This window comes from Methylacidimicrobium cyclopophantes (assembly GCF_902143385.2).
GTDB classification, from domain to species: Bacteria; Verrucomicrobiota; Verrucomicrobiia; order Methylacidiphilales; family Methylacidiphilaceae; genus Methylacidimicrobium; species Methylacidimicrobium cyclopophantes.
Window position 1 is genome coordinate 1 of sequence record NZ_CABFUZ020000218.1, and the last position, 21,231, is coordinate 21,231.

The window sequence follows — 21,231 nt, forward strand, 5'->3', positions numbered from 1 at the left end:
CCGGCCGCCACGGCCATCTGGATCGCGGCCAGCCCGACGGCACCGCTCCCGCCGTGGATAAAAATTTGCTCCGAAGGGAGAGCGCGGGCCTTTTGAAAGAGGGCCCGATAGGCGGTGGCATAGGGGGTAAAGATTCCTGCGCCTTGCGAGAACGAGAGATGATCCGGCAGCAGAGCGACCTGCCGCTCCTCGCAAAGCGCAAACTCGGCGTAGCTCCCGGTGAGGCCCCTTCCGAAGTAGACCCGCTCTCCCCGCTTCAGGCCGAAGACGCCGTCGCCGATCTCCTCAACCCGGCCCGCACCGTCCCGACCCGGGATGTAAGGGAGCCCCGGAAGCACTTTGTAGCGCCCGGAACGAACGTAGGTATCGATCGGGTTGACTCCCGCAGCCTGCACACGGACCAGAACCTGCCCGGGACCCGGCACCGGCTCCGGCACTTCCTCCGGCTTCATGACCTCGGGCCCTCCGAAGCCGTGGACGCGGATCGCTTTCATCCCGCCTCCTTTCCCGGTTCCCCCGGGCGACCGTTTCCTTGGGTCGCTTCGGGGCAAGGGCCCTCTTCTCTCCCTCGCAGCTGCTCCCGCAGCCGCGGTCGGAAGCCTCGGATGTGATCGAGACATTCGGCGATCGCCGGTCCGAGAAGCGAAAGACATTCTTGGACGGCGGAAGGGCGGCCCGGCAAATTGATGATCAAGCAGCGGCCGCGAATCCCCGCAGTCGCCCGCGAAAGAATCGCCGTCGGAACCCGAGCATACGAGCGAGCCCGCATGATCTCTCCGAAGCCGGGCAACTCTTTTTGGAGGACTCGACGCGTCGCCTCCGGGGTCACATCGCGGGGGGCGGGCCCCGTCCCCCCGGTGGTCACGGCCAAGGCACAGTCGTCTCGATCGGCCAAACGGCAGAGCGCCTCCACCAGATGGTGCTCCTCGTCCGGCAGGAGCACCCGGACGAATTCGATCGGATCGACGAAGATCTCCTCGATCACCCGCTCGATCTCTGGACCGCTTCGATCCTCATAAACCCCGGTGTAAGCCCGGTCGCTCAGTGTGATCCGACCCACCTTCACGAATCCGTCCTTTCCACGATCGGCTCTTTTTCCTTTTTCAAAAGTCGCACCCCCTCGATCGACATCCCCTTGTCGACCGCCTTGCACATGTCGTAGAGCGTCAACGCCGCCACGGACACTGCGGTCAACGCTTCCATCTCCACCCCGGTCTTTCCCACGGTTTCGGCGCTTCCGAGAATCCGGATCCGGTCCCGCTCGAGGATAAATTGCACTTCGACATGATGGAGCGGCAGAGGATGGCAGAGGGGAATGAGCTCCGCCGTCTTCTTCGCTCCGAGAATGCCAGCGACCTGCGCTACCGTGAGGACGTCGCCTTTGGGCAACGCTCGCTTTCGAAGCTTTTCGAGGGTCTCTGGCGCGAGGCACAAGGTTCCCTCCGCAACCGCCCGGCGCCGCTGCTCCGCCTTGCCGGTTACCCGGACCATTTGCGCTCTCCCCGAATCATCCAGATGGGAAAAGGGTTGGGAAGAAGGTGCCCTACTTGCGTTCATGCCAAGGGAAGAAAAGAAAGCATTTCCTTCGCAGCGAAGGGCCCGCGCCCGCACGGCAGCCGCGCAAAACCTTGCGCACGCGCGAGAATGGTGACGGAAGCGGAGCCGGTCCAGGGCAAGGGACGGAGCCAGATCGATCCCTCTTCGATCTCGGTCGTTACCGGCCAGAAGGTCTCGCGCGAAAGCGGGGGGCAGGGGAGATCGACTCGGAGGCGTCCCGTCTCCCACGGGATGGCGAAAGGAAGTCCGGAGAGCGCGTCGAGCAATGGTTTCACGAAGAGCCAAAAGAGGACCAGGTGAGCCCCCGGATTGCCGGGAAGACCAAAAACCAGGGTATCTCCCCGAGAGGCGCAAAGAAGGGGCTTGCCGGGACGAATCCGCACTCCCTGAAAGTGGACCGTCCATCCCGGCCTCGTTACGATCTCCCGGACGAAATCGGCTTTGCCGGGTCCCAATCCTCCGGAAAGAACAAGAACGTCGACCCTGGGCGCCCACTCCTCGATCCGCTCTTCGATCTGCGCGCGGACATCCGGGACCCACTCCTGGCCGATCAGATCGATTCCATCCCGTTTCCAAAGGGCGGCCATCATGGGCCCATTGACGTCATACACCTTTCCCGCCGACAGGGGATCTCCCGCCGAAGCCAGCTCGTCTCCGGAAAGGAGATGCGAGAGGCGAACTCGCCGGGAGACGGTAACTTCGGTCTTTCCCAAACTCGCCAGAAGAGCGAGTTGACCGGCCTCGATCCGAGTTCCGGGAGCGAGCAATCGTTGGCCGACCTCCGCATCCTCCCCCTTCCTTTGGATATTGGAAGGCCCCGGAAAAGAATGCAGGCGGATCCCTTCGCTGGTGAGATCCACATCCTCCTGCATCACGACATGAGTCGCTCCCTCTGGAACGGCCGCTCCCGTAAAAATGCGCACGGTTCCCCCTGGAGGAAGCGTTCCCGGGAAGGGCCGGCCGGCTTCGGAGGTGCCGCAAACCGGCAAAGTTGCTCGGAGATCGTCCAAGCGCAAAGCATACCCATCGACGAGGGAGCGCGAAAATGGAGGAAGCGGGGTTTCCGCCCGAATCGGCTCCGCCAACACCCTTCCGCAAGCCTGATGCAAAGACAGGCGTTCCGACGGAACCGGTCTCACCAGAGTTCGCAGAACCTGCCACGCTTCCTCGGCCGTTACCATACGCCTCAAGAAAGCCCTTCGCTCTCGCCATGCGCAAGGAGAAATCGGGAAGAGTTCGTTGCGTCTCTTGCACCCCCGGGGAGAAGCGCTTATGCTCGCTCCATGGACCAGAAGAGAAATGGATCCGGACAGTGGGTGGTGTTCGAGGCCCGCCTCCGCCAACTGCGGAGGTTTCTTTGACGCCGATCGCCTTCTCGCCGAGCGGCAGCAGCTTGAGGAGCGGATGGCCGGCGCCGGCTTTTGGTCCAATCGAGAAGAAGCGGAACGCACCATCGCCCGCAACAAGGAAGTGCGTGTCCGGCTACAGGATCTGAGCAGCCTCGAGCGAAGGGTCGCCGACCTTCGTGCCCTCGAAGAGTTGCTCCGCGAGCATCCCGATCCCGCACTCCAAGAAGAACTCGACCGTGAAGCAGCGGCGACGGAATCGCACTTTGCCGAAGCGGAGCTCCGGCTGCTGCTGGCGAATCCGCTCGACGGGAAGAACGCCATTCTCGGAATCCATGCGGGAGCCGGCGGAACCGAAGCTTGCGATTGGGCGGCCATGCTCCTTCGCATGTATCAGCGGTACGCAGAGCGGAGAGGCTTTCGTTTCGAGATTCTCGATCTACTCGACGGAGAGGAAGCGGGCGTGAAAGCGGCCACGGTTTTGATCGAAGGCGCCTACGCCTACGGCTACCTAAAGGGCGAAAGGGGCGTGCACCGATTGGTCCGCATCTCTCCTTTCAATGCTCAGGGGAAACGACAGACGAGCTTTGCTTCCGTCGATGTCGTCGCCGAGGTCGATGAAGAGGTGACGATCGAGATTCCTCCCTCGGATTTGCGAATTGACGTCTTCCGCTCCGGCGGTCACGGAGGGCAAGGAGTCAACACCACCGACTCCGCCGTGCGCATCACCCACCTTCCGACCGGAATCGTCGTCACCTGCCAGAACCAGCGCTCCCAGCTCCAAAACCGGGCTACGGCGCTCCGGGTCTTGCGCTCCCGTCTTTACGAAATCGAGTCGGACCGGAGGCGAGCGGAGCAGGAACGGATTTACGGGGAGAAGGGGGAAATCGGGTGGGGACGCCAGATCCGCTCCTACGTGATGCAGCCCTATCAACTCGTGCGAGACCTGCGTACCGGAGAAGAAACCGCCGATGTCCAGGGAGTCCTCGACGGCGAGTTGGAACCTTTCCTCTCCGCCTTTCTCCGAGGCAAGAAGCGCTCATCCTTGGAGGAAGGAGAGTCGTAGCCGCGTTCGAGGTAGCCGTGCTCCGTTCCCTCCGTGTCGAACACCTACCGCTGATCGGCTCTTTGGAATGGACGCTCGAGCCCGGGTTCACCGTCATCACGGGAGAGACGGGTGCCGGAAAATCCCTCTTGCTCGGTGCGCTGGGACTACTCCTCGGAAACAAGGCCGACCGATCGCTCCATCTCGACGGCGAGAAAACCTGCTCGGTCGAAGGAGAATTTGTTTTGAACGACCACGCGGCAGAGGCGTTGGACCCCTTGTTGGATTCCAGCGGCATCGACCGCTGCGAAGAGGGTCGGCTCCTCGTCAAACGGAGCATTTCTCCCTCCGGAGGGAGTCGACAGTTCGTCAACGGCTGCTCTACCACGCGAACGATCCTGCGCCAGGTCGGCGACCTTCTTCTCGATCTCCACGGACCGCACGAACACCAGTCGCTCCTCCAGCGGAGCGCTCAGCTCGCTCTTCTCGACGCTTTTGGCGGCTTGCACGATCTGGTCGCGGGTGTCGAAGAGGCCTTTGAGAAGCTAGAGACGGCGCGAAGCGGGGAACGGATCTTCTCCGATCCGGAAAGAGAGCGCCAGCGGCTGCGCTTGACGAGCATGATCGCAGAAATCGATCAGGCATCGATTCGCTGCGAGGAAGAGGAGCAAATCGCCCGGGAGCTCCAGCGCGCCCAACATGGATGGAAGCTCATCGAATTGGTCGGCGAGCTCTCCGAGCTCCTGTTTGCCGAAGGGGGCGCTCTCGATCGAGTTTCCCGCGCGCGCCGACTGCTCGGCGGCTGGTCGAGCCTCGATGCTCCCGGCGCAACCAAGGCGGGAGAGCTTTTGGAAGCTGCCGCTGTCGACCTCCGCGAGATGGAAGCACTTCTCCTCGATTATCGAGAGCGGCTCGAAGTCGACCCAGACCGCCTCAACGCACTCGAACAGCGGCGGAGCCTGCTGGAGGGATTGAAACGAAAATATGGCCCCACACTCTCGGACGTTCTCGCGACTCTGCGCAACGCGGAGAGGGAGCTCGCGGAGGAGGAAGCGGAGCGCCTGCGGCATCGTGCGCTTGCGGAAAAACGACCGGAGATCCAAGGCCGTTTCGAGGAGGCCGTTCGGAAACTCGGCGAAGAGCGGCGGCGCGTTGGCGAGCTGCTCGCCCGAAAAGTATCGGGCGAACTGGCCGCGCTCGGCTTTCCGAGGGCGGATTTTCGGGTCGAATGGCTTCTTCGACCGCAGCCGGGAAGAAGAGGAGGGGAAGAAGCGGAGTTTCTTTTCACAGCCAATCCCGGTCGGCCGCCGCTTCCTCTTCGGGAAACTGCATCCAGCGGCGAAATGGCGCGCGTCATGCTCGCGATCAAAACCGTTCTGGCCGCCGTCGATCGTATCCCCATACTCATCTTCGACGAGGTGGATGCCAACGTAGCCGGGGAAACCGCCTGGAAGGTGGGAGCCCGACTCCGAACCCTGGGATTGCAACATCAGGTGATTTGCGTAACCCATCTTGCTCCCGTCGCGGCCCAAGGCGATTCGCATTTCAGCGTCCGAAAGAGCGCCTTCGATAATACGGTTACGCTTTCGCTTGAGCACCTCGATTCCCATCAAAGGGCGGAAGAGCTGGCGCGGATGCTGGGGGGAAAGAGCGACGAATCGCTCGCCCTCGCCGCTCGAATGCTTGCAAGCGCTCCCCATCCAGATCGCGCTTCCCGCGACGGGTCCGATCGCTGAGATCTTCCCCGGCAATCGATCTTTGGCGGAGCGAGGCGACCTATGCGTGGACCCGAAAGAGGAAGCCGAGCGTATAGGTCGCGACCGCCTCCAGGACCCCGACCGCCGTCATCTCCAGCCCGGAAGACCACCACGAGCGGGCCGTGATCAAGGACTTGGCGGCTCCGACGAGAAAATGAGCGACCAAGCTGATCGCAAAGGAAAGAGAGATCGCCCACACTCCGCCGCAAAAGAAAAAGGGAATCAGCGGGACGAGAGCCCCGATCCCTGTCGAAATCGAGGCCGAAAGGCAAGCGGTCACCGGGTTGGGAAACGACTCTTCGGAAAGCCCCAATTCCGATCGGGACATCGCCGCCAAAAATTGGTCCGGACGGGCGAAGAGCCTCTCCGCCATGGCGTGCGCCTCCTCCCGATTGAATCCTTGCAGTTCGTAAAAGAGCGCCATCTCCTCTTTTTCCTCCTCGGGATGCCGGCGGATTTCGTCCGCTTCCCTTGCCATCTCCGCCTCGTAGACTTCCCGCTCGCTCTTCGCCGCAAGGTAGGCGCCGGCTCCCATGGAGAGAGCGGATGCGAGCATGCCGGCCAGTCCCGAAAGGAGCACATAATGCGTCTGGTTTTCCGTTGCGCTCGCGACCCCGGAAACGATTCCGAAGACCGCCCCTAAGCCGTCGTTGACGCCATAGATCGCGTCGGCGACCCATCCCCCGCCCCTCTTGTGCCAGCGTTCCCGGGCGAGGATCCCTTCCGCGACGCTCTTCGGTCGACTCGGCTCGCCGAGCTTCTGTAAGACCTGTGCGTGCGTCCGCTCCTCGGCCGCCATCTCCCCGTAGGCGGCGCTTAGCTCGTGGGGAACGATACCGGCCGTCCGCTGTTTCTGGTATTCTTTTTCCTGGCGATCCTCGGCTCGCTCCAAATTCCGGATCACAAGAGAAGGACCGACCGCCTGCCGCCACCAGCGGCGCCATCGCCTCCTCCAGCCTCCGGGAAGGCCGGGTGGAGGAACTCCTCGCACGCGCAACTCTTCTTCCCACCGGGCGGCGTGTCTCTCTTCGGCTTCGGCAAGCCGGAGGAAAATGTCCTTCCGATCCGGGTTCTTTTCGTGTTCGGCAAGATCCCGGTAGGCTTCGGCACTCCTCTGCTCGGCAAGCCAGTATTTCCGAAGCAGCCGGAGCTGGTCTTCCTTTCCGCCCTTCACGGCCCGTAGCCCGGTCGGCCGAAGTCGTGGGGGAGCATGCCCAGCTCCCGATAGGCCTGCAATTGCCAGGAGGTCATCACCGAAGGCCGGGAAAACCACATGCGCGCCCAGTCCCGATCCTTGAACTCGGTCTTTTCGTACCGCGCAAAGACGAGCGCGATCGTCCGCTTCTCCGCATCGGAAAGCCGAAATCGATCCGGAATGCGGTAAGGCAGGTCGTCCAAGAAGAGGAAGCGCGCATCGCTTCCGCTTGTCAGGAAAACCAGGACGCCCCGACTCGACTCGGTAGAAAGCTCGATCTCCACGATCGCCTTCCCCGCGGCATCCGGAACCGGACTACTCCCGATCAGATCGTAGGAAAGCTCGGGACGAAAGCGCCGCGCGATCTCCTGCTGCGCCTTCAGCGGCAGCTGCTCCAGATACCGCGCCAGCCTCGGAGTCGTGTTGGGCAAAAGAATCGGCGATTCATCGGCCAGCGCTTGCCGGCAAAAGACCGAAAAGAGGACGGCGACGACGATCCAGGCTCTCACGGGTTTCTCCTTGCTCTTTTTCTGGGCTGCGAATCACACGAAAAAAGACCACGTCGAGCCCCAGGCGGGTCTCGAAGTACTCCTTCCACTTCCGGAGAGACCAGTCCGGAACGAAGAGATGATTCCGAGCCGTGTTGGAGTAGATTTCGAAATCGGGATAGTTGCTGATCTTTCTTCCAATGATCCCCACCTGCCCTGCGACGGTCAGCGAATGGGGGGAGAGGATGAGATCGCCGGGACGCAATTGGCCCGATCCTGGAATTCGCTGGCCGTTTGCCTCCAACCAGCGCTCCAGCTCGGAGAGGTAGGGACTTACCTCTGGCGCGCCGAGCACTCGGTTTAACACGAGGCAGACGGCCGACACCGATGAAAAGTTCCCGCCTCCCGGTAAGCTCCCCGTGTCCATTCCGGAACAGTACGTTGCTTCCCGATAGATCCGTGCGCCGAGATCCCGGACGGCCCTGGGGCCGTCTTCGAGAGTCGAATCCGGGAGCTGCGCTCCGGGAATCGAGGGAGGCGGCTGCTCGCGCAGAGGACGGGCTTCGACCGTCGATGCCTGAAGCAGAGGAAGCCACAACGCGGTCATCCAAATCCACGACAACCATGTGTGCGAAAGCGGCATAAGCGGCTCTCCACAATAGAGGGTAGACCTTCGGACCGCAACCCGAAGGGAGGGTCACCAGCCGAAAAGAGGCTCCTCCGGGGCAATGCGTCTGGCGATTTCTTCCAAGGCCGGCAAGGAGACTTCCGGCGGCTCCGGCAGGGGGCGAACTTCCACCTTCCCGAGAAGAGAGGCGCGGCCGATCATCCGAATTTGCGGAGCCAGGATCCGCTCCGCACGGAGGCTCCCTCCATCTTCCACCTCCAATCCTCGCAGCGCCACGACCCGGTCGCTTTCCAGCCGGCCGGCTACTCGAAGCGTACAGCTGACGATCGCCGCGGAAGAAGCGCTCGTCCGCGAGCAGACCTCTACATCGGGGGCGACGACACCGCCCTTGACCTCTCCCTGCTTACGGAACTGCACGGTCTGGCTTCCGCGAACCTCGGCGTCGATCCGCCCGCTGATCCTCACCTGGCGCGCTTCGATCCGGGGACCGTGGTATTCGCAGCCGGGGTGAAACTCCACATCCCCCAACGTCTTCAACCTCGCCCAGGCTTTGCCGCGCACCTGGTAACTCACCAAGTTCAAATTCTTCCCGCAAGCAATGCATCCGGAAGAGAGGGCGGACGAATAGACCCATTGGCCGGCTCCACAATACGGACAGCGAACGAAGCGATCCCGCACCGGTCGCCCCTTCCGGAAAGGCTCGGTCCCCCGTTTCGGAGCAAGCGATAGATATTCCTGGCAATTTCGGCAAATAGTCGACAACGCCGCGACGGATTCCCACTGCTCATGGCCGCAACGCGGGCAGCGTACTTTCTTTCGGTCGATCGCACCCTTTGGATCCGTCATTCGGAACTCCGGGTTTCCCGATACCGCTTCCATTCCGTGATCCCTTGAGGACCGATGAAGCACATGCCCTGCACGCGAGCGCCCAGCTCCACGTCCATGCTGCCGGCGACGAGAATCCCCTGCACCTCGGCCGATCGGGAGAGCACCAGTCGACCGGAGACGACCATGGTCCCGAAAAAACGGCCTCCGACCCAGCCATCCTCCTTGGCGAAGATCTCTCCGCGCAGTTCGCAGCCAGGCATCAGACACATCTTTTCCGCGCTCTTCATCGTTCTGGCCCGATCCTTCCCGTTCGGAAACGATTTTTCTCCGGTCCACCGGTCGAATCCCTTGTTATGATTGCCGAGGGAACGAAGAATGGCAAAAGAGAAAAGCGATCCGGTCGCTTGGAAGAACCCACTCCACCGTCCGGAGAGACGAAGCCGCTGGGCGGAGTTGCTCTTGGGCCTCGCGCCGAACGAGGAGGCTCGTTTTGGTCGCCTCGCGCTCGCCCTTTGTAAAGCTCAAGCCGTCCATGTTGTTCCGCTGCAACGGCTGCTCCAGATTCAAGGAGGGCTCTCTCGGGATTGGCGAACGATTCCTCTCCTTCCCCAGGAGCTTTTTAAGCAGACCCGTCTGTTCGCTCACGAGGGGGAAATTCCCGGGAGAATCTTCGAAACGAGCGGAACGACTTCCCGAGACCGCGGACGCCATTACCTCCTCGACGTCGATCTCTACCGGACGGTAAGCACCGAAGGAGCCAGACGGGCCGGGGTCCCTTGGGAAGCGGTGGATCTCCATTTCCTTGTCCCTTCCCCGAAAGAAGCTCCCCACTCTTCGCTCTCGGCGATGTTCGGCTTTTGGGCCGAAAAGGGTTCCGCTTCGTCCCATTTTTGGATTCGCGGGGGGCTGCTCGACGAGGAGGGTCTCCGATGCGCGCTTACCGCCGCGATTCGGGCAGGCCGACCAGTGGGACTTTGCGGGACCGCCTTCGCCTTTGCGTTCCTCCTCGACCAGGCGGGACCCGCTCTTCCCTTGCCGCCGGGGAGCTTTCTTTTAGAAACGGGCGGCTTCAAGGGTCGCTCCCGTGAGCTATCCAAGCCCGACTTCTATCACGGCCTAGCCGCGATGTTCGGAATCTCGGAGGAGGAGATCTGGAGCGAATACGGAATGACCGAGCTTTCCAGCCAAGCCTACGCGCAAGGCCCGAATGGGGTCCATCGGCTTCCACCCTGGGTGCGTGTCCGGATCATCGATCCGGGGACCGGCCGGGAGTGCCCCGCCGGGGAGAGAGGGCTGGTGGCCTGGATCGATCTCGCGAACATCGACTCCGTTCTCACGATCCAAACCCGGGACGAAGCGATTGCAACATCGGACGGCTTCCGCCTTTTCGGCCGATCCCCTTCTCTCCCCTTGCGGGGCTGCTCCTTGACCGCCGAAGATCTTCGATCCTCTCATGACGGCCCTTGACCGCATCGACCGCTTGGCTCCCCTCTGCCGGCTCTTTCCGGAACTGGGGATCTCCGGTCCCGGCGACCTCCGCCGGCTCTTGAAAGTCGCGCTGGGGCGACTCGACGCCCTCGACCGATTCGTCCCGTACGGAGACGGCTGGAGCCGCGCGATCGCCCCCCGCCGCATCTACCATGTCTTGGCGGGCACGCTTGCGGTTTCGGGCTGGCGTTCCCTCCTCGAAGGGCTGCTTTTGGGCTCGGAGAATCTTCTCCAATGCCCCGCCGAGCAAAAAAGCGCCATGGCTCGTTTCTGCTCGTCGCTACCCCGGAGCCTCCGGAAACTGGCCCGGATTCTTCCCGCCTATTCCCAGGAGTCATTCGCCTCGGCCGATGCCGTCGTCGTTTTCGGGCGGGACGAAACGATTCGCCTCTTCCAGTCACGCTGCCGAAAAGAGCAGCTCTTCCTCGGTTACGGACATCGCGCGAGCCTTCTCTGGCTCGGAGGGATCCGCCGTCCGACGATGGATCTCGCGAAGGCGATTGCTCAAGACATGAGCGCCTACGATCAGTCGGGCTGCCTCTCCCCGCAGTGCCTCATCCTCGAATCCGAAGGCACCGCTTTTGCGTTGGCAGAGCTCTTGGCCCGGGTACTTTCGGCGGATGCTCGTCTTCGCTCGATACGCCGCCCCGAGGAAGCGGCCCGGATCCGAGAGGCTCGCACCATCGCCCGTTCCCTCGGGTGGCCCCTTTGGGACGATGGGGACGAACTCCAGTGGACGATCATCGTTCGCGATGTCGCGCAATTTCAACCCACGTGCGGCCACCGGGTGCTCTACCTAGACAAAGTTCCCAGAAATGGCTTGGCGGCCTGGTTGGCGCCGCTTCAGGGACACCTCTCCGCGGTCGGACTCCACGGAACGGTTCCGGCCTCGGTCCAGAAGCTCTTTTGGCATCTCGGGGCCTCCCGCCTCTGTCCTGTGGGGAGAATGCAGTCGCCTCCTCCCCTTTGGCACCATGACGGGAAGACTCCCCTCGTGGATTTGATCCGGTGGGTGGATTGGGAAGGATCCAAAATGTCGAACGGCCGCAATCCGCGCCGTCCGCAGAGACATCCGCCTTTTACGGAAGAGCGCTGAGAGGAGCTTCCGATCGGAGATCGGATTGGCCCGTTTTGTTCAGGAGCTTGGACGATAGACCTTTCTCGGATCGAAAACCTTCTCCGGATAGACGAATTCCAGCTCGCTCGAGCTCCCCGGCTTGAGGCGCCGATAGAAGCAGCTCCGGTAGCCGACATGGCAGGAGGCGCCTCCTTCGACGGAAACCCGGATCAGAATGCAGTCCTGATCGCAGTCGACGCGCACTTCCCGAACGTGCTGCACGAAACCCGACTCCTCTCCCTTCACCCAGAGCTTCTTGCGCGAGCGGCTATAATAGGTCGCCAGTCCCGTTCGAATCGTTTGGTCGAGGGCCTCCCGATTCATATAAGCAACCATGAGCACTTCCCCCGTTTCCGCATCCACGGTAATGCAAGGGATCGTCCCGGATGCATCAAAACGGGGCTCGAGCCGACTCCCTTCCTCGATTTCCGAACCGGCGCCCATGAAAGCGTGATCGTCGCATTCGTTCCAATCCGGAACAAGAAGAAAGCCGGTGAGCGTCTTCCGCAGGAAGCGGCATCGTCTCACCCCCACTTCAGGAAGCAGAGCCGTCAGTCTTCTCCTGCCCCTTCGATCGCTGCCAGTCGGGAAAGAGCGGAAGCTCCTCGGCTTCGTTCCGGCGGCGGCGCACCCGCATGGCCTTGCTCTGCGGATCCTCCTCCTCGGCCTCCATCCCCGAAAGAACCTCCGCGGCCCGGCGGATCGTCCGCTCCGGCAATCCTGCCAGACGGGCCACCTGCAGCCCGTAGCTCTTGTCGATCACTCCTTCGACGACTTTCCGCAGGTAGACGGCCTCTCCGTCGATCTCCCGGACGGCCAAGGAAAGATTGCGCACCGCGCTCCGACTTTGCGCCAGCTCCGCCAGCTCATGAAAGTGGGTCGCAAATAAGGTGAGGCAACGATTTCGATCGCAAAGCTCTTCGGCCACAGCCCAAGCAATCGAGAGCCCATCGAAGGTGCTCGTCCCTCGTCCGACCTCATCTAAGATCACGAGACTCCTCTCCGTGGCGTGGCGGAGAAGATTCGCCGTTTCCTGCATTTCGACCAGAAACGTGCTCTGGCCGTTGGCCAAGTCATCGCTGGCCCCGATTCTCGTGAAGATCCGATCGAGGATGCCGATCTTCGCGCGCGTCGCGGGAACAAAGGAACCGGCATGGGCCAGAAGACAGATGAGCGCGATCTGCCGCAGATAAGTGCTCTTACCCGCCATGTTCGGCCCCGTGAGGATGGCCAAGCGCGAACGTAGGCCGTCGAGATAGGTGTCGTTGGGAACGAAGCGCTCCCCGACGAGAGACTGTTCGACGACCGGATGGCGGCCGTCGACGATTTCGACGACCGGCTCCTCCACCATTTCGGGCCGAACATAGCCCCTCTCTCGGGCGAGCTCGGCAAGGCCCGCCACTACATCGATCTCATTGAGAGCTCTCGCTACCTTCTGAAGGGCCGGAAGCCGATCGCAGAGCTTCTGGCGGAGGACGCGGAAGAGCTCGAGCTCCAGCTCGCGCGCGCGCCCCTCCGCCCCGAGAATCTTCTGCTCCATCTCCTGCAGCTCCGGCCTCGTAAATCGTTCGGCATTCGCCAAGGTCTGACGGCGGACATACTCTGCAGGCACATTCGGAAGCTGCCCGCGAGGCACCTCGAGCAAATAACCGAAAACGGGATGGTAGCGGAGCTTGAGCGAGCGTAGCCCGGTTCGTTCCCGTTCGCTCCGTTCGAACTCCAGCAGCCATTTTTTCCCATTCTCCGCCGCTTCCCGCAGGGCGTCCAACGCGGCATCAAAGCCCACCCGAAAGAGACCTCCCTCTCGGCACGAGGGCGGGAGATCCGACACGAGGGCCCGCTCGATCTCGGCGACGAGATCGTCCTGCGGTTCCAATTCGCTTCGTCGTTGCTCTCCCTCTTCGAGAGAGGGGAGCAGGGCCCGGATTTGCGGCAGGGGCTTCAGGGAGTCCTTGATCGCCCCGACCTCGCGAGGGCTGACCGAGCCTTGCGCGACTCTCGCCAACAATCTCTCCAAATCTCGGATGTTCGGCAGGAGCTCCCGAAGCGCCCTTCGACTCCGATCCCGTTCCGCCCAATAGGCGACGGCATCCTGGCGCGCATGAATCCGCGCCCGATCCCGAAGCGGCTCACTGATCCACTGGCGCAACAACCTTCCTCCGCCGGGGGTGAGCGTCCGATCGATGGCCTCCAGGAAGCTCTTTCCGTGACTCGGTGCGGAGAGAAGTTCCAAGGTTCGCTGAGCTACGGCGTCGACGACGAGCAGGTCGTCCCGGCAGATCGGGGCGATGTCCTGCACATGGGAGAGATCCTGCCGCAGCTCCTCGCGCAGATAATGAAAGAGGCCTCCGGCCGCCGAGAGAGCCAAGGGAACCCCGGCGAGCCCAAAACCCGCCAGGGATTTGGTCCCAAAATGAGCGAGCAGGAGAGCGGAAGCGTGTTCCGGCGTGAAGGCCCACTTCCTATGCCGAGTCAGAGCAGGCTTGCCCCACTTTCCCAGAAACTCTTCCAGACGCTCGTTCCCGCCTCGAAAGAGCCGAGGCTCGGCCTCTTCTCCTGGAAGAAGGATCTCGCTGGGTCGAAGGCGGCAGAGCAGATCGGCGAGCTCCCCCTCTCCCTGCAGCTCGCCGGCGCGAAACTCGCCCGTTCCCAAATCGAGAGCGGCCACTCCCAACCGATCGCGACCGGAGACCAGGGCCAAACAGAAGTTGTTTTCCTTCGAACGGAGCGATCCCGGATCGAGAAGGCTCCCTGGAGTAATGACCCGCGTGATCTCCCGGCGGACGAGCTTCCCCGGCCGTGGCACTTCCACCTGCTCGCATACCGCGACCCGCTTCCCCGCCTGCACCAGTCGCGCGATATACCCCTCCACCGACTCGGCGGGCATCCCGCACATCGGAGTTCCTTGACGGTGCGTGAGAGCAAGGCCCAGGAGATTCGCCCCCTCCTTGGCATCCTCTCCGAAAAGCTCGTAGAAATCGCCCAGTCGAAAGAGCAGAAGGACATCCTCGGGCAACTCCGCCTTCCGCTCCCGGTATTGCCCCATCATGGGCGTCTCGGGCGAAGGATTGACCTCTTGCGATTCTGACGGTTTCATTCTTCTCCTAGAGTCGCCCCGGACCAGGCATGCGAAACTACCTCGATCTCCTCAAAACGGTCCTCCGCGAAGGCGCCTACCGCTCCGATCGTACGGGAACGGGCACCTTCTCCCTTTTCGGCGCCCAACTCCGCTTCAACCTAACAGCCGACTTCCCGCTCATGACCACAAAGAGAATCCATTGGAAGTCGGTCGTCCACGAGCTTCTCTGGTTCCTGAGAGGCGAAACCAACGTCGCGACTCTTCGCGCCCAGGGAGTCTCCATTTGGGATGAATGGGCCGACGCCCAGGGGAACCTGGGACGGATCTACGGGGCCCAGTGGCGCGACTGGCGCGGATCGGACGGGTCTACGGTGGATCAGATTCAGAATGTCCTCGAGCAGATTCGCCGCACTCCCTCCAGTCGGCGGATCTTGGTTACCGCCTGGAATCCCGCCGAACTCCACCAGATGGCGCTTCCTCCCTGCCATGTCCTCTTTCAATTCTACGTGCAGGATGGGTTCCTCTCCTGCCAACTCTATCAAAGAAGCGCCGATCTCTTCCTCGGCGTCCCCTTCAACATCGCTTCCTATTCCCTGCTCACCCTCCTGGTTGCGCATGTTTGCAATTTGCGCCCGAAGGAGTTCGTTCACACCTTCGGCGATGTCCATCTCTATGCCAACCATCTCGAGCAGGCGAGAATTCAGCTCGCTCGGTCCCCGAAACCCCTGCCCCGCGTGGAGATTCAGCCGAAGGTTCGATCGCTCACGGAGGTTCGCTACGAAGATATCTCCTTGATCGATTATCATCCGGAGCCGCCCATTCGCGCCCCGGTCGCGGTCTGATTCCTCTTTCGTTCTCGATCGACAAGCCGCCTTAGAGCGTCCGCAGGAAACGGACGAGTTGCTCGCGTGTCGGGCTGGCCGCGTGCCGGACGTAAAATCCGGCACAGGCGACTCCCAGCTGCAAAGAGTGGAGGAGTTTCCAGCCGAGCAGCCGTCCCGCACAAAAGCCAGCGTTGAAATGATCCCCGGCTTGAGAAACAGTTTTCGGCTTTGCGGTATGAGGGGCCTCCAGCCCCTCCTCGGTCGTTCCATCCGCGACTGCGGCAAATCTCGGACAGTGGATGACGACGGTGGAGATCCCCGCTTTTTCGCGGATCGCAGCGGCTAGGGAAGCAGCCCCCGTGATATCGAGATCTCGTCGCGGCACGTGAAGGACACGGGCAACCGCCTCGCTCTCCAGGGCGTTTAAGCTCAATACCACATCATGGCAGGTCTCGAACTCCGCGAGAATCTTGAGCGCCGCCGCCAGGTCGGCATCTGTGGGGTGGAGGAGATTCCCCAGGTCGAAAAAGAGAAGCTTGCGCGGAGATCCCGAAAGATGGCAAAGCTCCGAAAGAAGCCGCTTCCAGAGGAGGGAGAGATGCGGAAGACGCGACCAATTCAAGAAGGCCGCCAAGTGCGCGCTCGCCCACAGCTCCTGGAGCAGGGGCTTTCCGACACGGGCTTCCAAGAGTTCCCATGTGATCTCTTCCAGGGAGCGATAATCACCGAGAGAGAGGCGGCCGTCTCCGAACTCCAAGACCCGCTCAAAGGCGGGAAGAGCGACGGGATAGACCTTGGCCCGCCTTTCGACCTCGGCAAACACCGGATGTCGACATTCCGGCTTCCCGCAAGCGCCGAGAAAATGCACCTGGGTCCCCAAAGCGCCCAGCGCAGAAGAGAACCAAGGAGCGCTCCCGCTCATCCGGGGACGCCCCTCGATCAGTTCGAAAGCGGAGGCCGCTTGCTCTCGGGCTTTCTTTTGCAGGCGCACCACGAACTGCTCGATCGAGGAAAGAACGGTGTACTGATCGAGCGAACCGCGATGGTCGATCACTCGAAACGACTCCTCGACCATGCCGTCGAATCCCACGAAGCAGACTCGCTTGAGGAGTTGCGCTCGAGAGCCCAAAAGCCGTTCCCCGGTTTGTCGGGCGACCTGCCGCACGACCATATCGCATTTCTGTATAAGGATTTGTCAATCGCTTGACAATCCTGCAGCCTCGGAAACGGCGTCGTTTCCCTTTTTCGGCCGCGGCTTCGAAATCGTCTCGACACCGACGCCGACCTCGCCGACAACTCTGCCAACCCAACCGGACGCAACATGAATCGATTTCGGGCTTTTCTGGCCGGCATGCTCGGCTTCCTCGCGATTGCCGCCGCGACCTACGGCGCACACCGCCTTTCCGTTTCGCCGAACTTGCCTCATGCCGTGGAAACCTGGAAAACGGCTGTGCTCTACCATTTCGTCCATGTCTTGGCCCTTCTCTCCCTCAGTCGATTCCCGAAGGGTTTCACCGTCCCCACCCTCTGCTTCCTCTTCGGGATCCTCCTCTTTTCCGGGAGCTTGTATACCTGGATTTTGACGGCAAATGCCGGCTGGATCCGGCTTACCCCGTTCGGAGGCAGTCTCCTGGGAATCGGCTGGCTTTGGCTCGGGATCGAGGCGCTCCTACGCAAGCCGCCCGCCCCGGCACCCTGATCCCGCGCCGTGGCGCCGGGGTGGAATTGCAAAAGTTTTGCGCTTTCCCATGAGCCTCCGTTAAGTTCCCAGAGCAGGCCTATTTTATGAATCGATTTACAGAAAAAGCGCAGGCGGCCATCGCCGAGGCGCAAAATCTAGCTGTCCGCTACTCCCACCAGTCCGTCGACGTAGAGCATCTCTTCGAAGCTCTCTTGGCCGAGGGGGAAGGACTCGTCCCTCGCCTGCTCGAGCGTGCGGGCGTGGATGTCGGCAAGTTGCGGGAGCAGCTCGCTCAAGAGATCCAGCGGCTGCCCCGCGTCTCCGGCGCCAACACCGGATCCTACGTCACTCAGCGCTTTCGGGAAGCCCTGGTGAAAGCGCAGGAGGAGGCGAAGCGCTTAAAGGACGAATTCGTCAGCGTGGAGCATCTCCTGCTCGCCCTTCTGGAGGAGCCTTCCGCTACCATCACGGGCCGTCTCCTCCGCGAAGCGGGGATCAGCCGGGAGGCCTTTCTCCGGGCGCTGACGGAGGTGCGGGGCCACCAGCGGGTGACCAGCCCCAATCCGGAAGAGACCTACGAAGCGCTCCAGAAGTATGGACGGGACCTTACGGAACTCGCGCAAAAGGGGAAGCTCGACCCGGTGATCGGGCGGGATGCGGAAATCCGGCGCACGATCCAGGTGCTTTCCCGACGGACGAAAAACAACCCGGTTTTGATTGGAGAGCCAGGCGTCGGAAAGACCGCCATCGTCGAAGGCCTAGCACAGCGCATCGTGGCGAGCGACGTCCCGGACAGCTTGAAAAGCAAGCGCATCGTCCAGCTCGACATGGGTGCGCTCATCGCCGGTGCCAAGTACCGAGGAGAGTTCGAGGAGAGACTCAAAGCGGTCCTGAAGGAAGTCACGGCGTCGGAAGGCCAGATCATCCTTTTCATCGACGAGATCCATACCATCGTTGGAGCCGGCCGCGCCGAAGGGGCGATCGATGCTGGCAACATGCTCAAGCCGCTCCTGGCGCGGGGCGAGCTCCATTGCATCGGGGCAACGACCCTCGATGAATACAGGAAATACGTGGAGAAGGATGCCGCCTTGGAACGCCGCTTCCAACCCGTCCTCGTGTCGGAGCCTACGGTGGAGGATACCATCTCGATTCTCCGAGGCTTGCGTCAACGTTACGAGCTCCATCACGGAGTCCGGATTCAGGACAGCGCACTCGTGTCGGCGGCGGTACTTTCCCATCGCTACATCACCGATCGGTTTCTCCCGGACAAGGCGATCGACTTGGTAGATGAGGCGGCGGCCAAGCTGAAGGCGGAAATGGAGAGCATGCCGGAAGAGCTGGAAGGCCTTGAGAGGCGCGTGCTCCAATTGGAAATCGAAAAGGAAGCCCTCCGCAAGGAACGCGACGACGCCTCCCGGAAGCGCTTGGAAACTCTGGAGGGGGAGCTCGCCAACTTGCGCAGTGAGCGGGATCGGCTCCGAGCCCGATGGCAAGAGGAGAAAGGTTCGATCGGCAACCTGCAAAAGGTACGCGAGGAGCTCCAGCATGCGGAGCACGAGATGGAGCTCGCGCAGCGCGCCTACGATCTCAACCGCGTCGCCGAGCTCCAATACGGAAAAATCCCGGAGTTGAAACGCCGCCTCCAGGAATTGGAGGAAAAACTCGCCAAGGGTCAGGCGGGCGGCGGACTCCTGCGAGAAGAGGTCACCCCGGAAGAAATTGCGGAAGTCGTAGCGCGGTGGACTGGGATTCCCGTCTCCAAGCTCCTGGAAGGGGAGAAGGACAAGCTGCTCCGGCTCGATTCGATCCTCCACCGGAGAGTCGTCGGTCAGGAAGAGGCGGTGGCGGCGGTAGCGGATGCGGTGATCCGCGCCCGTTCCGGTCTCAAGGATCCCAAGCGACCGATCGGCTCCTTCTTCTTTCTGGGGCCGACCGGCGTCGGAAAGACCGAGCTGGCTCGGGCATTGGCGGAAGCCCTCTTCGACAGCGAGGAAAACATGATTCGCCTCGACATGAGCGAATATATGGAGAAGCACCAGGTCGCTCGCTTGATCGGCGCCCCCCCCGGATACGTCGGATTCGAAGAAGGGGGGCAGTTGACCGAGGCCGCAAGACGCAAGCCCTACAGCGTAATCCTGGTCGACGAGGTGGAGAAAGCTCATGCCGATGTTTTCAACGTCTTTCTTCAGATTCTCGACGACGGTCGGCTGACAGACAGCCAGGGGCGCACGGTCGATTTTCGCAATACGATCATCATCATGACGTCCAACATCGGAAGCATCCATCTGACTGAGGGCATCAGCCCGACGGGAGAGATTCCGGAAGAGGTTCGCAGCCGCGTCATGGAGGAGCTCAGAGCCCATTTTCGGCCGGAGTTCCTCAATCGGCTTGACGAGATCGTGCTCTTCAAGCCTTTGCAACTGCCCCAGCTCAAGAAAATCGTAGACCTACAGCTCGAAGAGCTGCGAAAACGCCTCGCGGAACGATCGATCACCCTCGAGCTGACCGCCGCGGCCAAGGAGCATCTGGCACGGGCTGGCTACAGTCCTATCTACGGGGCTCGCCCCTTGAAACGGGTCATCCAAAGAGAGCTCGAAAACCCGCTCTCCCGCAAGATCGTCTCGGGAGAGATCGGGGAGAGGACCGCAGTCTCCGTAGACTTCGCGGATGGACAGCTTGTCTTTCATGCAACCCCGGAGGCTTCCACATGAGACGCTTTCCTCGTTTGCTGGCTCGGCCGACCGAACATGGCGAAGTAGAGCGCGGATTGGCTTCTCTCTCCTTCCTCCTCGACGAAACCGCCGCACACTACGTGGCTCGCCTACAACGGGAGATCCGCCAGCTCACGCTGGCCGTCCGAGCGCTGGAGCGCTCCGAGGGCCAGGAGGGGAAAAAGAGTCGGAAGCTGTTGGCCAAGGCGGCCGCCAAGCTTCAATCCTTGCCGATCGCTCCGGAAAAGGGACGGCGCAAAGACCTGCGCAAGATCGATCGACTCATCGGTGAGCTGGAAGGACTGCTCGAAGAAACCTCCCGCGAGAACGGAGATTCATCCTCGTGATGGTCGGACCGCAGAGCCCCCCTTCCGGTCGCTGGCAAGAGATGCCTCTGGCCGCCAGGCCGTTGGGCGAAACCCCCGTCTCCCCGCGTTACGCGGTCTTCGATATCGGAAGCAACTCGGTCAAATTTCTGGTGGCCGAGTGGAGCGGCTCCGATTTCCGCGTGCTCGACCATCAGAGCTTCACCACCCGCCTCGTCGAAGGGGTTCTCACGACCGGAGAGTTGGCGGAAGACGCCGTGGCGCGAACCGAGGAGGTCCTGCGAAGGCTTCAGGATGCGGCCGACCGATGGCAAGCCGACCGGCGTCTTGCGGCGGCGACCAGCGCCGTTCGCGACAGCCGAAACCGGAAGCAGTTTCTCAAGCGGATCGGCCAGCTCCTCGACTGTCCGGTCCTCCTGCTTTCCGGCGAAGAAGAGGCGGATATCACCTTTCAAGGAGTCGCCGCCGACCCCGCCCTGCAAAGCCGGGATCTCCTCGTCACCGACGTCGGAGGGGGGAGCTCGCAATGGATCCAAGGGAGGCATCCAAGGATCGAAACCCGACGGAGCCTCCCTCTCGGTTGTATTCGCGTTCGCGACCGCTTCGTCTGCCGATATCCGATCGGCGGGAAGCTCCTGGCATCGATGCTCCTCACGCTCGAAAAACAGATCCAGGAAGCTCTCCGAGACTTTTCCCCGCGCGGTCGCGCCCTGGTTGCGGTCGGCGGCACGGCGACCTCCCTTGCCGCGCTGATTCAGGAGCTCCCGCAATTCGATCTGGAGAAGCTTCATCTCTTCTCCGTCGAGACCGACACCCTCCAGCGGACTCTCGAGGAACTTTCGCGTTTGGATCTCCCCCACTTGCAAAGCCTCCCCGGAGTTCCCTCCAAACGGGCGGATATTTTCGTCCCCGGGATCGCCGTCTTCTTTTCGACCCTCGCGGCTTTGGGGCTCGACGGCTTGACTGTAAGCGTGCGGGGACTGCGCCACGGGCTGGTCGAACGACTGCGACAAAGCTGCTTTGCCTCCTTTTCCTAACCACGCCCCGGCCATCTCATGCACAAAGCCGTAGCTCCTTCCCACGAAGCTCCCGATTCCTTCCTTTCTCCCGCCTATGCTCGAAGGGCGATGAGCGAACCGGCGCCGCGTCATCGGCTGCCGG

21 protein-coding genes are annotated in these 21,231 nt (G+C 62.0%); 9 read left to right on the forward strand and 12 right to left on the reverse strand.

What is annotated here, in order from left to right; all coding sequences use genetic code 11:
* From FN369_RS09165 to FN369_RS09180, 4 genes are all read right to left on the reverse strand, one after another.
* Positions 1-494: alcohol dehydrogenase catalytic domain-containing protein (locus FN369_RS09165; RefSeq protein WP_150003904.1), on the reverse strand; the 494-nt coding region annotated here is incomplete at its 3' end.
* Positions 491-1,066 carry a molybdopterin adenylyltransferase gene (gene mog / locus FN369_RS09170; RefSeq protein WP_142525852.1) on the reverse strand — a complete coding sequence of 192 codons (576 nt, stop codon included), beginning with the start codon at positions 1,064-1,066 and terminating at the stop codon, positions 491-493. The genes FN369_RS09165 and mog, both read right to left, overlap by 4 nt.
* Positions 1,063-1,557, reverse strand: a complete 495-nt coding sequence (gene moaC, locus FN369_RS09175) for a cyclic pyranopterin monophosphate synthase MoaC (RefSeq protein WP_142525853.1) — start codon at positions 1,555-1,557, stop codon at positions 1,063-1,065. The genes mog and moaC overlap by 4 nt, the downstream gene beginning before the upstream one ends.
* Positions 1,554-2,738, reverse strand: a complete 1,185-nt coding sequence (locus tag FN369_RS09180; protein ID WP_178087784.1) for a molybdopterin molybdotransferase MoeA — start codon at positions 2,736-2,738, stop codon at positions 1,554-1,556. The genes moaC and FN369_RS09180 overlap by 4 nt, the downstream gene beginning before the upstream one ends.
* A gap of 118 nt (positions 2,739-2,856) precedes the next feature.
* Here FN369_RS09180 and prfB point away from each other — a divergent pair, with 118 nt between their 5' ends.
* Together prfB and recN are read left to right on the forward strand one after the other, a co-directional pair.
* On the forward strand, positions 2,857-3,969 hold the full coding sequence (prfB, locus tag FN369_RS09185; protein ID WP_142525855.1) for a peptide chain release factor 2: 1,113 nt from the start codon (positions 2,857-2,859) through the stop codon (positions 3,967-3,969).
* A gap of 17 nt (positions 3,970-3,986) precedes the next feature.
* Entirely contained in the window at positions 3,987-5,684 is a 1,698-nt protein-coding gene (gene recN, locus FN369_RS09190; RefSeq protein WP_178087785.1) for a DNA repair protein RecN, read from the forward strand.
* 40 nt (positions 5,685-5,724) lie between these two features.
* Here recN and FN369_RS09195 read toward each other — a convergent pair whose 3' ends face one another.
* From FN369_RS09195 to FN369_RS09215, 5 genes are all read right to left on the reverse strand, one after another.
* Entirely contained in the window at positions 5,725-6,879 is a 1,155-nt protein-coding gene (locus FN369_RS09195) for a VIT1/CCC1 transporter family protein (RefSeq protein WP_142525857.1), read from the reverse strand.
* A complete protein-coding gene (locus FN369_RS09200; RefSeq protein ID WP_142525858.1) occupies positions 6,876-7,409 on the reverse strand; it encodes a hypothetical protein in 534 nt (177 codons plus the stop codon). Before FN369_RS09200 ends, FN369_RS09195 begins: the two co-directional genes overlap by 4 nt.
* Positions 7,345-7,995, reverse strand: coding sequence for a hypothetical protein (locus FN369_RS09205; protein WP_142525859.1), 651 nt, complete (start codon positions 7,993-7,995; stop codon positions 7,345-7,347). The genes FN369_RS09200 and FN369_RS09205 overlap by 65 nt, the downstream gene beginning before the upstream one ends.
* 90 nt (positions 7,996-8,085) lie before the next feature.
* The gene (locus tag FN369_RS09210; protein WP_142525860.1) at positions 8,086-8,862 is read right to left on the reverse strand and encodes a polymer-forming cytoskeletal protein; all 777 of its coding nucleotides are present in this window, start codon (positions 8,860-8,862) and stop codon (positions 8,086-8,088) included.
* A complete protein-coding gene (locus tag FN369_RS09215) occupies positions 8,859-9,131 on the reverse strand; it encodes a polymer-forming cytoskeletal protein (RefSeq protein WP_142525861.1) in 273 nt (90 codons plus the stop codon). The genes FN369_RS09210 and FN369_RS09215 overlap by 4 nt, the downstream gene beginning before the upstream one ends.
* Before the next feature lie 88 nt (positions 9,132-9,219).
* On the opposite strand from FN369_RS09215, the gene FN369_RS09220 reads away from it, so the two are divergent.
* Positions 9,220-10,311, forward strand: a complete 1,092-nt coding sequence (locus FN369_RS09220; protein WP_142525862.1) for a LuxE/PaaK family acyltransferase — start codon at positions 9,220-9,222, stop codon at positions 10,309-10,311.
* A complete protein-coding gene (locus FN369_RS09225; RefSeq protein WP_142525863.1) occupies positions 10,298-11,428 on the forward strand; it encodes an acyl-CoA reductase in 1,131 nt (376 codons plus the stop codon). Before FN369_RS09220 ends, FN369_RS09225 begins: the two co-directional genes overlap by 14 nt.
* A 39-nt stretch (positions 11,429-11,467) precedes the next feature.
* Here FN369_RS09225 and hisI read toward each other — a convergent pair whose 3' ends face one another.
* Positions 11,468-11,893 (reverse strand): phosphoribosyl-AMP cyclohydrolase, encoded by a 426-nt coding sequence (gene hisI, locus FN369_RS09230; RefSeq protein WP_142525871.1) that lies wholly within the window; start codon positions 11,891-11,893, stop codon positions 11,468-11,470.
* Positions 11,894-11,984: 91 nt separating this feature from the next.
* Positions 11,985-14,546 (reverse strand): DNA mismatch repair protein MutS, encoded by a 2,562-nt coding sequence (gene mutS, locus FN369_RS09235; protein WP_142525864.1) that lies wholly within the window; start codon positions 14,544-14,546, stop codon positions 11,985-11,987.
* A 29-nt stretch (positions 14,547-14,575) separates the two neighbouring features.
* Between mutS and FN369_RS09240 the strand changes: the two genes are divergently transcribed.
* Positions 14,576-15,370, forward strand: a complete 795-nt coding sequence (locus tag FN369_RS09240; RefSeq protein ID WP_142525865.1) for a thymidylate synthase — start codon at positions 14,576-14,578, stop codon at positions 15,368-15,370.
* A 31-nt stretch (positions 15,371-15,401) separates the two neighbouring features.
* Here the strand turns inward: FN369_RS09240 and FN369_RS09245 are convergent, their stop codons facing one another.
* Complete coding sequence (locus FN369_RS09245) at positions 15,402-16,523, reverse strand: PfkB family carbohydrate kinase (RefSeq protein ID WP_142525866.1); 1,122 nt, start codon at positions 16,521-16,523, stop codon at positions 15,402-15,404.
* A gap of 150 nt (positions 16,524-16,673) precedes the next feature.
* Between FN369_RS09245 and FN369_RS09250 the strand changes: the two genes are divergently transcribed.
* The 4 genes from FN369_RS09250 to FN369_RS09265 all read left to right on the forward strand — a co-directional run bounded on the left by FN369_RS09250 (position 16,674) and on the right by FN369_RS09265 (position 21,107).
* Positions 16,674-17,051, forward strand: a complete 378-nt coding sequence (locus FN369_RS09250; protein ID WP_142525867.1) for a DUF423 domain-containing protein — start codon at positions 16,674-16,676, stop codon at positions 17,049-17,051.
* Positions 17,052-17,137: 86 nt separating this feature from the next.
* A complete protein-coding gene (clpB, locus tag FN369_RS09255) occupies positions 17,138-19,744 on the forward strand; it encodes an ATP-dependent chaperone ClpB (protein ID WP_142525868.1) in 2,607 nt (868 codons plus the stop codon).
* The gene (locus FN369_RS09260; RefSeq protein ID WP_142525869.1) at positions 19,741-20,091 is read left to right on the forward strand and encodes a hypothetical protein; all 351 of its coding nucleotides are present in this window, start codon (positions 19,741-19,743) and stop codon (positions 20,089-20,091) included. Before clpB ends, FN369_RS09260 begins: the two co-directional genes overlap by 4 nt.
* Positions 20,091-21,107, forward strand: a complete 1,017-nt coding sequence (locus FN369_RS09265) for a Ppx/GppA phosphatase family protein (protein WP_150003905.1) — start codon at positions 20,091-20,093, stop codon at positions 21,105-21,107. The genes FN369_RS09260 and FN369_RS09265 overlap by 1 nt, the downstream gene beginning before the upstream one ends.
* Positions 21,108-21,231: the final 124 nt, after the last annotated feature.

What these genes read in the sequence shown, in the direction of transcription:
- moaC (WP_142525853.1), bottom strand. Translation starts at nt 1,557, where the DNA reads ATGAACGCAAGTAGGGCACCTTCTTCCCAACCCTTTTCCCATCTGGAT.
- FN369_RS09180 (WP_178087784.1), bottom strand. Translation starts at nt 2,738, where the DNA reads ATGGTAACGGCCGAGGAAGCGTGGCAGGTTCTGCGAACTCTGGTGAGA.
- prfB (WP_142525855.1), top strand. Translation starts at nt 2,857, where the DNA reads ATGGATCCGGACAGTGGGTGGTGTTCGAGGCCCGCCTCCGCCAACTGC.
- FN369_RS09205 (WP_142525859.1), bottom strand. Translation starts at nt 7,995, where the DNA reads ATGACCGCGTTGTGGCTTCCTCTGCTTCAGGCATCGACGGTCGAAGCC.
- FN369_RS09210 (WP_142525860.1), bottom strand. Translation starts at nt 8,862, where the DNA reads ATGACGGATCCAAAGGGTGCGATCGACCGAAAGAAAGTACGCTGCCCG.
- FN369_RS09215 (WP_142525861.1), bottom strand. Translation starts at nt 9,131, where the DNA reads ATGAAGAGCGCGGAAAAGATGTGTCTGATGCCTGGCTGCGAACTGCGC.
- FN369_RS09220 (WP_142525862.1), top strand. Translation starts at nt 9,220, where the DNA reads ATGGCAAAAGAGAAAAGCGATCCGGTCGCTTGGAAGAACCCACTCCAC.
- FN369_RS09225 (WP_142525863.1), top strand. Translation starts at nt 10,298, where the DNA reads ATGACGGCCCTTGACCGCATCGACCGCTTGGCTCCCCTCTGCCGGCTC.
- hisI (WP_142525871.1), bottom strand. Translation starts at nt 11,893, where the DNA reads ATGGGCGCCGGTTCGGAAATCGAGGAAGGGAGTCGGCTCGAGCCCCGT.
- mutS (WP_142525864.1), bottom strand. Translation starts at nt 14,546, where the DNA reads ATGAAACCGTCAGAATCGCAAGAGGTCAATCCTTCGCCCGAGACGCCC.
- FN369_RS09240 (WP_142525865.1), top strand. Translation starts at nt 14,576, where the DNA reads ATGCGAAACTACCTCGATCTCCTCAAAACGGTCCTCCGCGAAGGCGCC.
- FN369_RS09245 (WP_142525866.1), bottom strand. Translation starts at nt 16,523, where the DNA reads ATGGTCGTGCGGCAGGTCGCCCGACAAACCGGGGAACGGCTTTTGGGC.
- FN369_RS09250 (WP_142525867.1), top strand. Translation starts at nt 16,674, where the DNA reads ATGAATCGATTTCGGGCTTTTCTGGCCGGCATGCTCGGCTTCCTCGCG.
- clpB (WP_142525868.1), top strand. Translation starts at nt 17,138, where the DNA reads ATGAATCGATTTACAGAAAAAGCGCAGGCGGCCATCGCCGAGGCGCAA.
- FN369_RS09260 (WP_142525869.1), top strand. Translation starts at nt 19,741, where the DNA reads ATGAGACGCTTTCCTCGTTTGCTGGCTCGGCCGACCGAACATGGCGAA.
- FN369_RS09265 (WP_150003905.1), top strand. Translation starts at nt 20,091, where the DNA reads ATGGTCGGACCGCAGAGCCCCCCTTCCGGTCGCTGGCAAGAGATGCCT.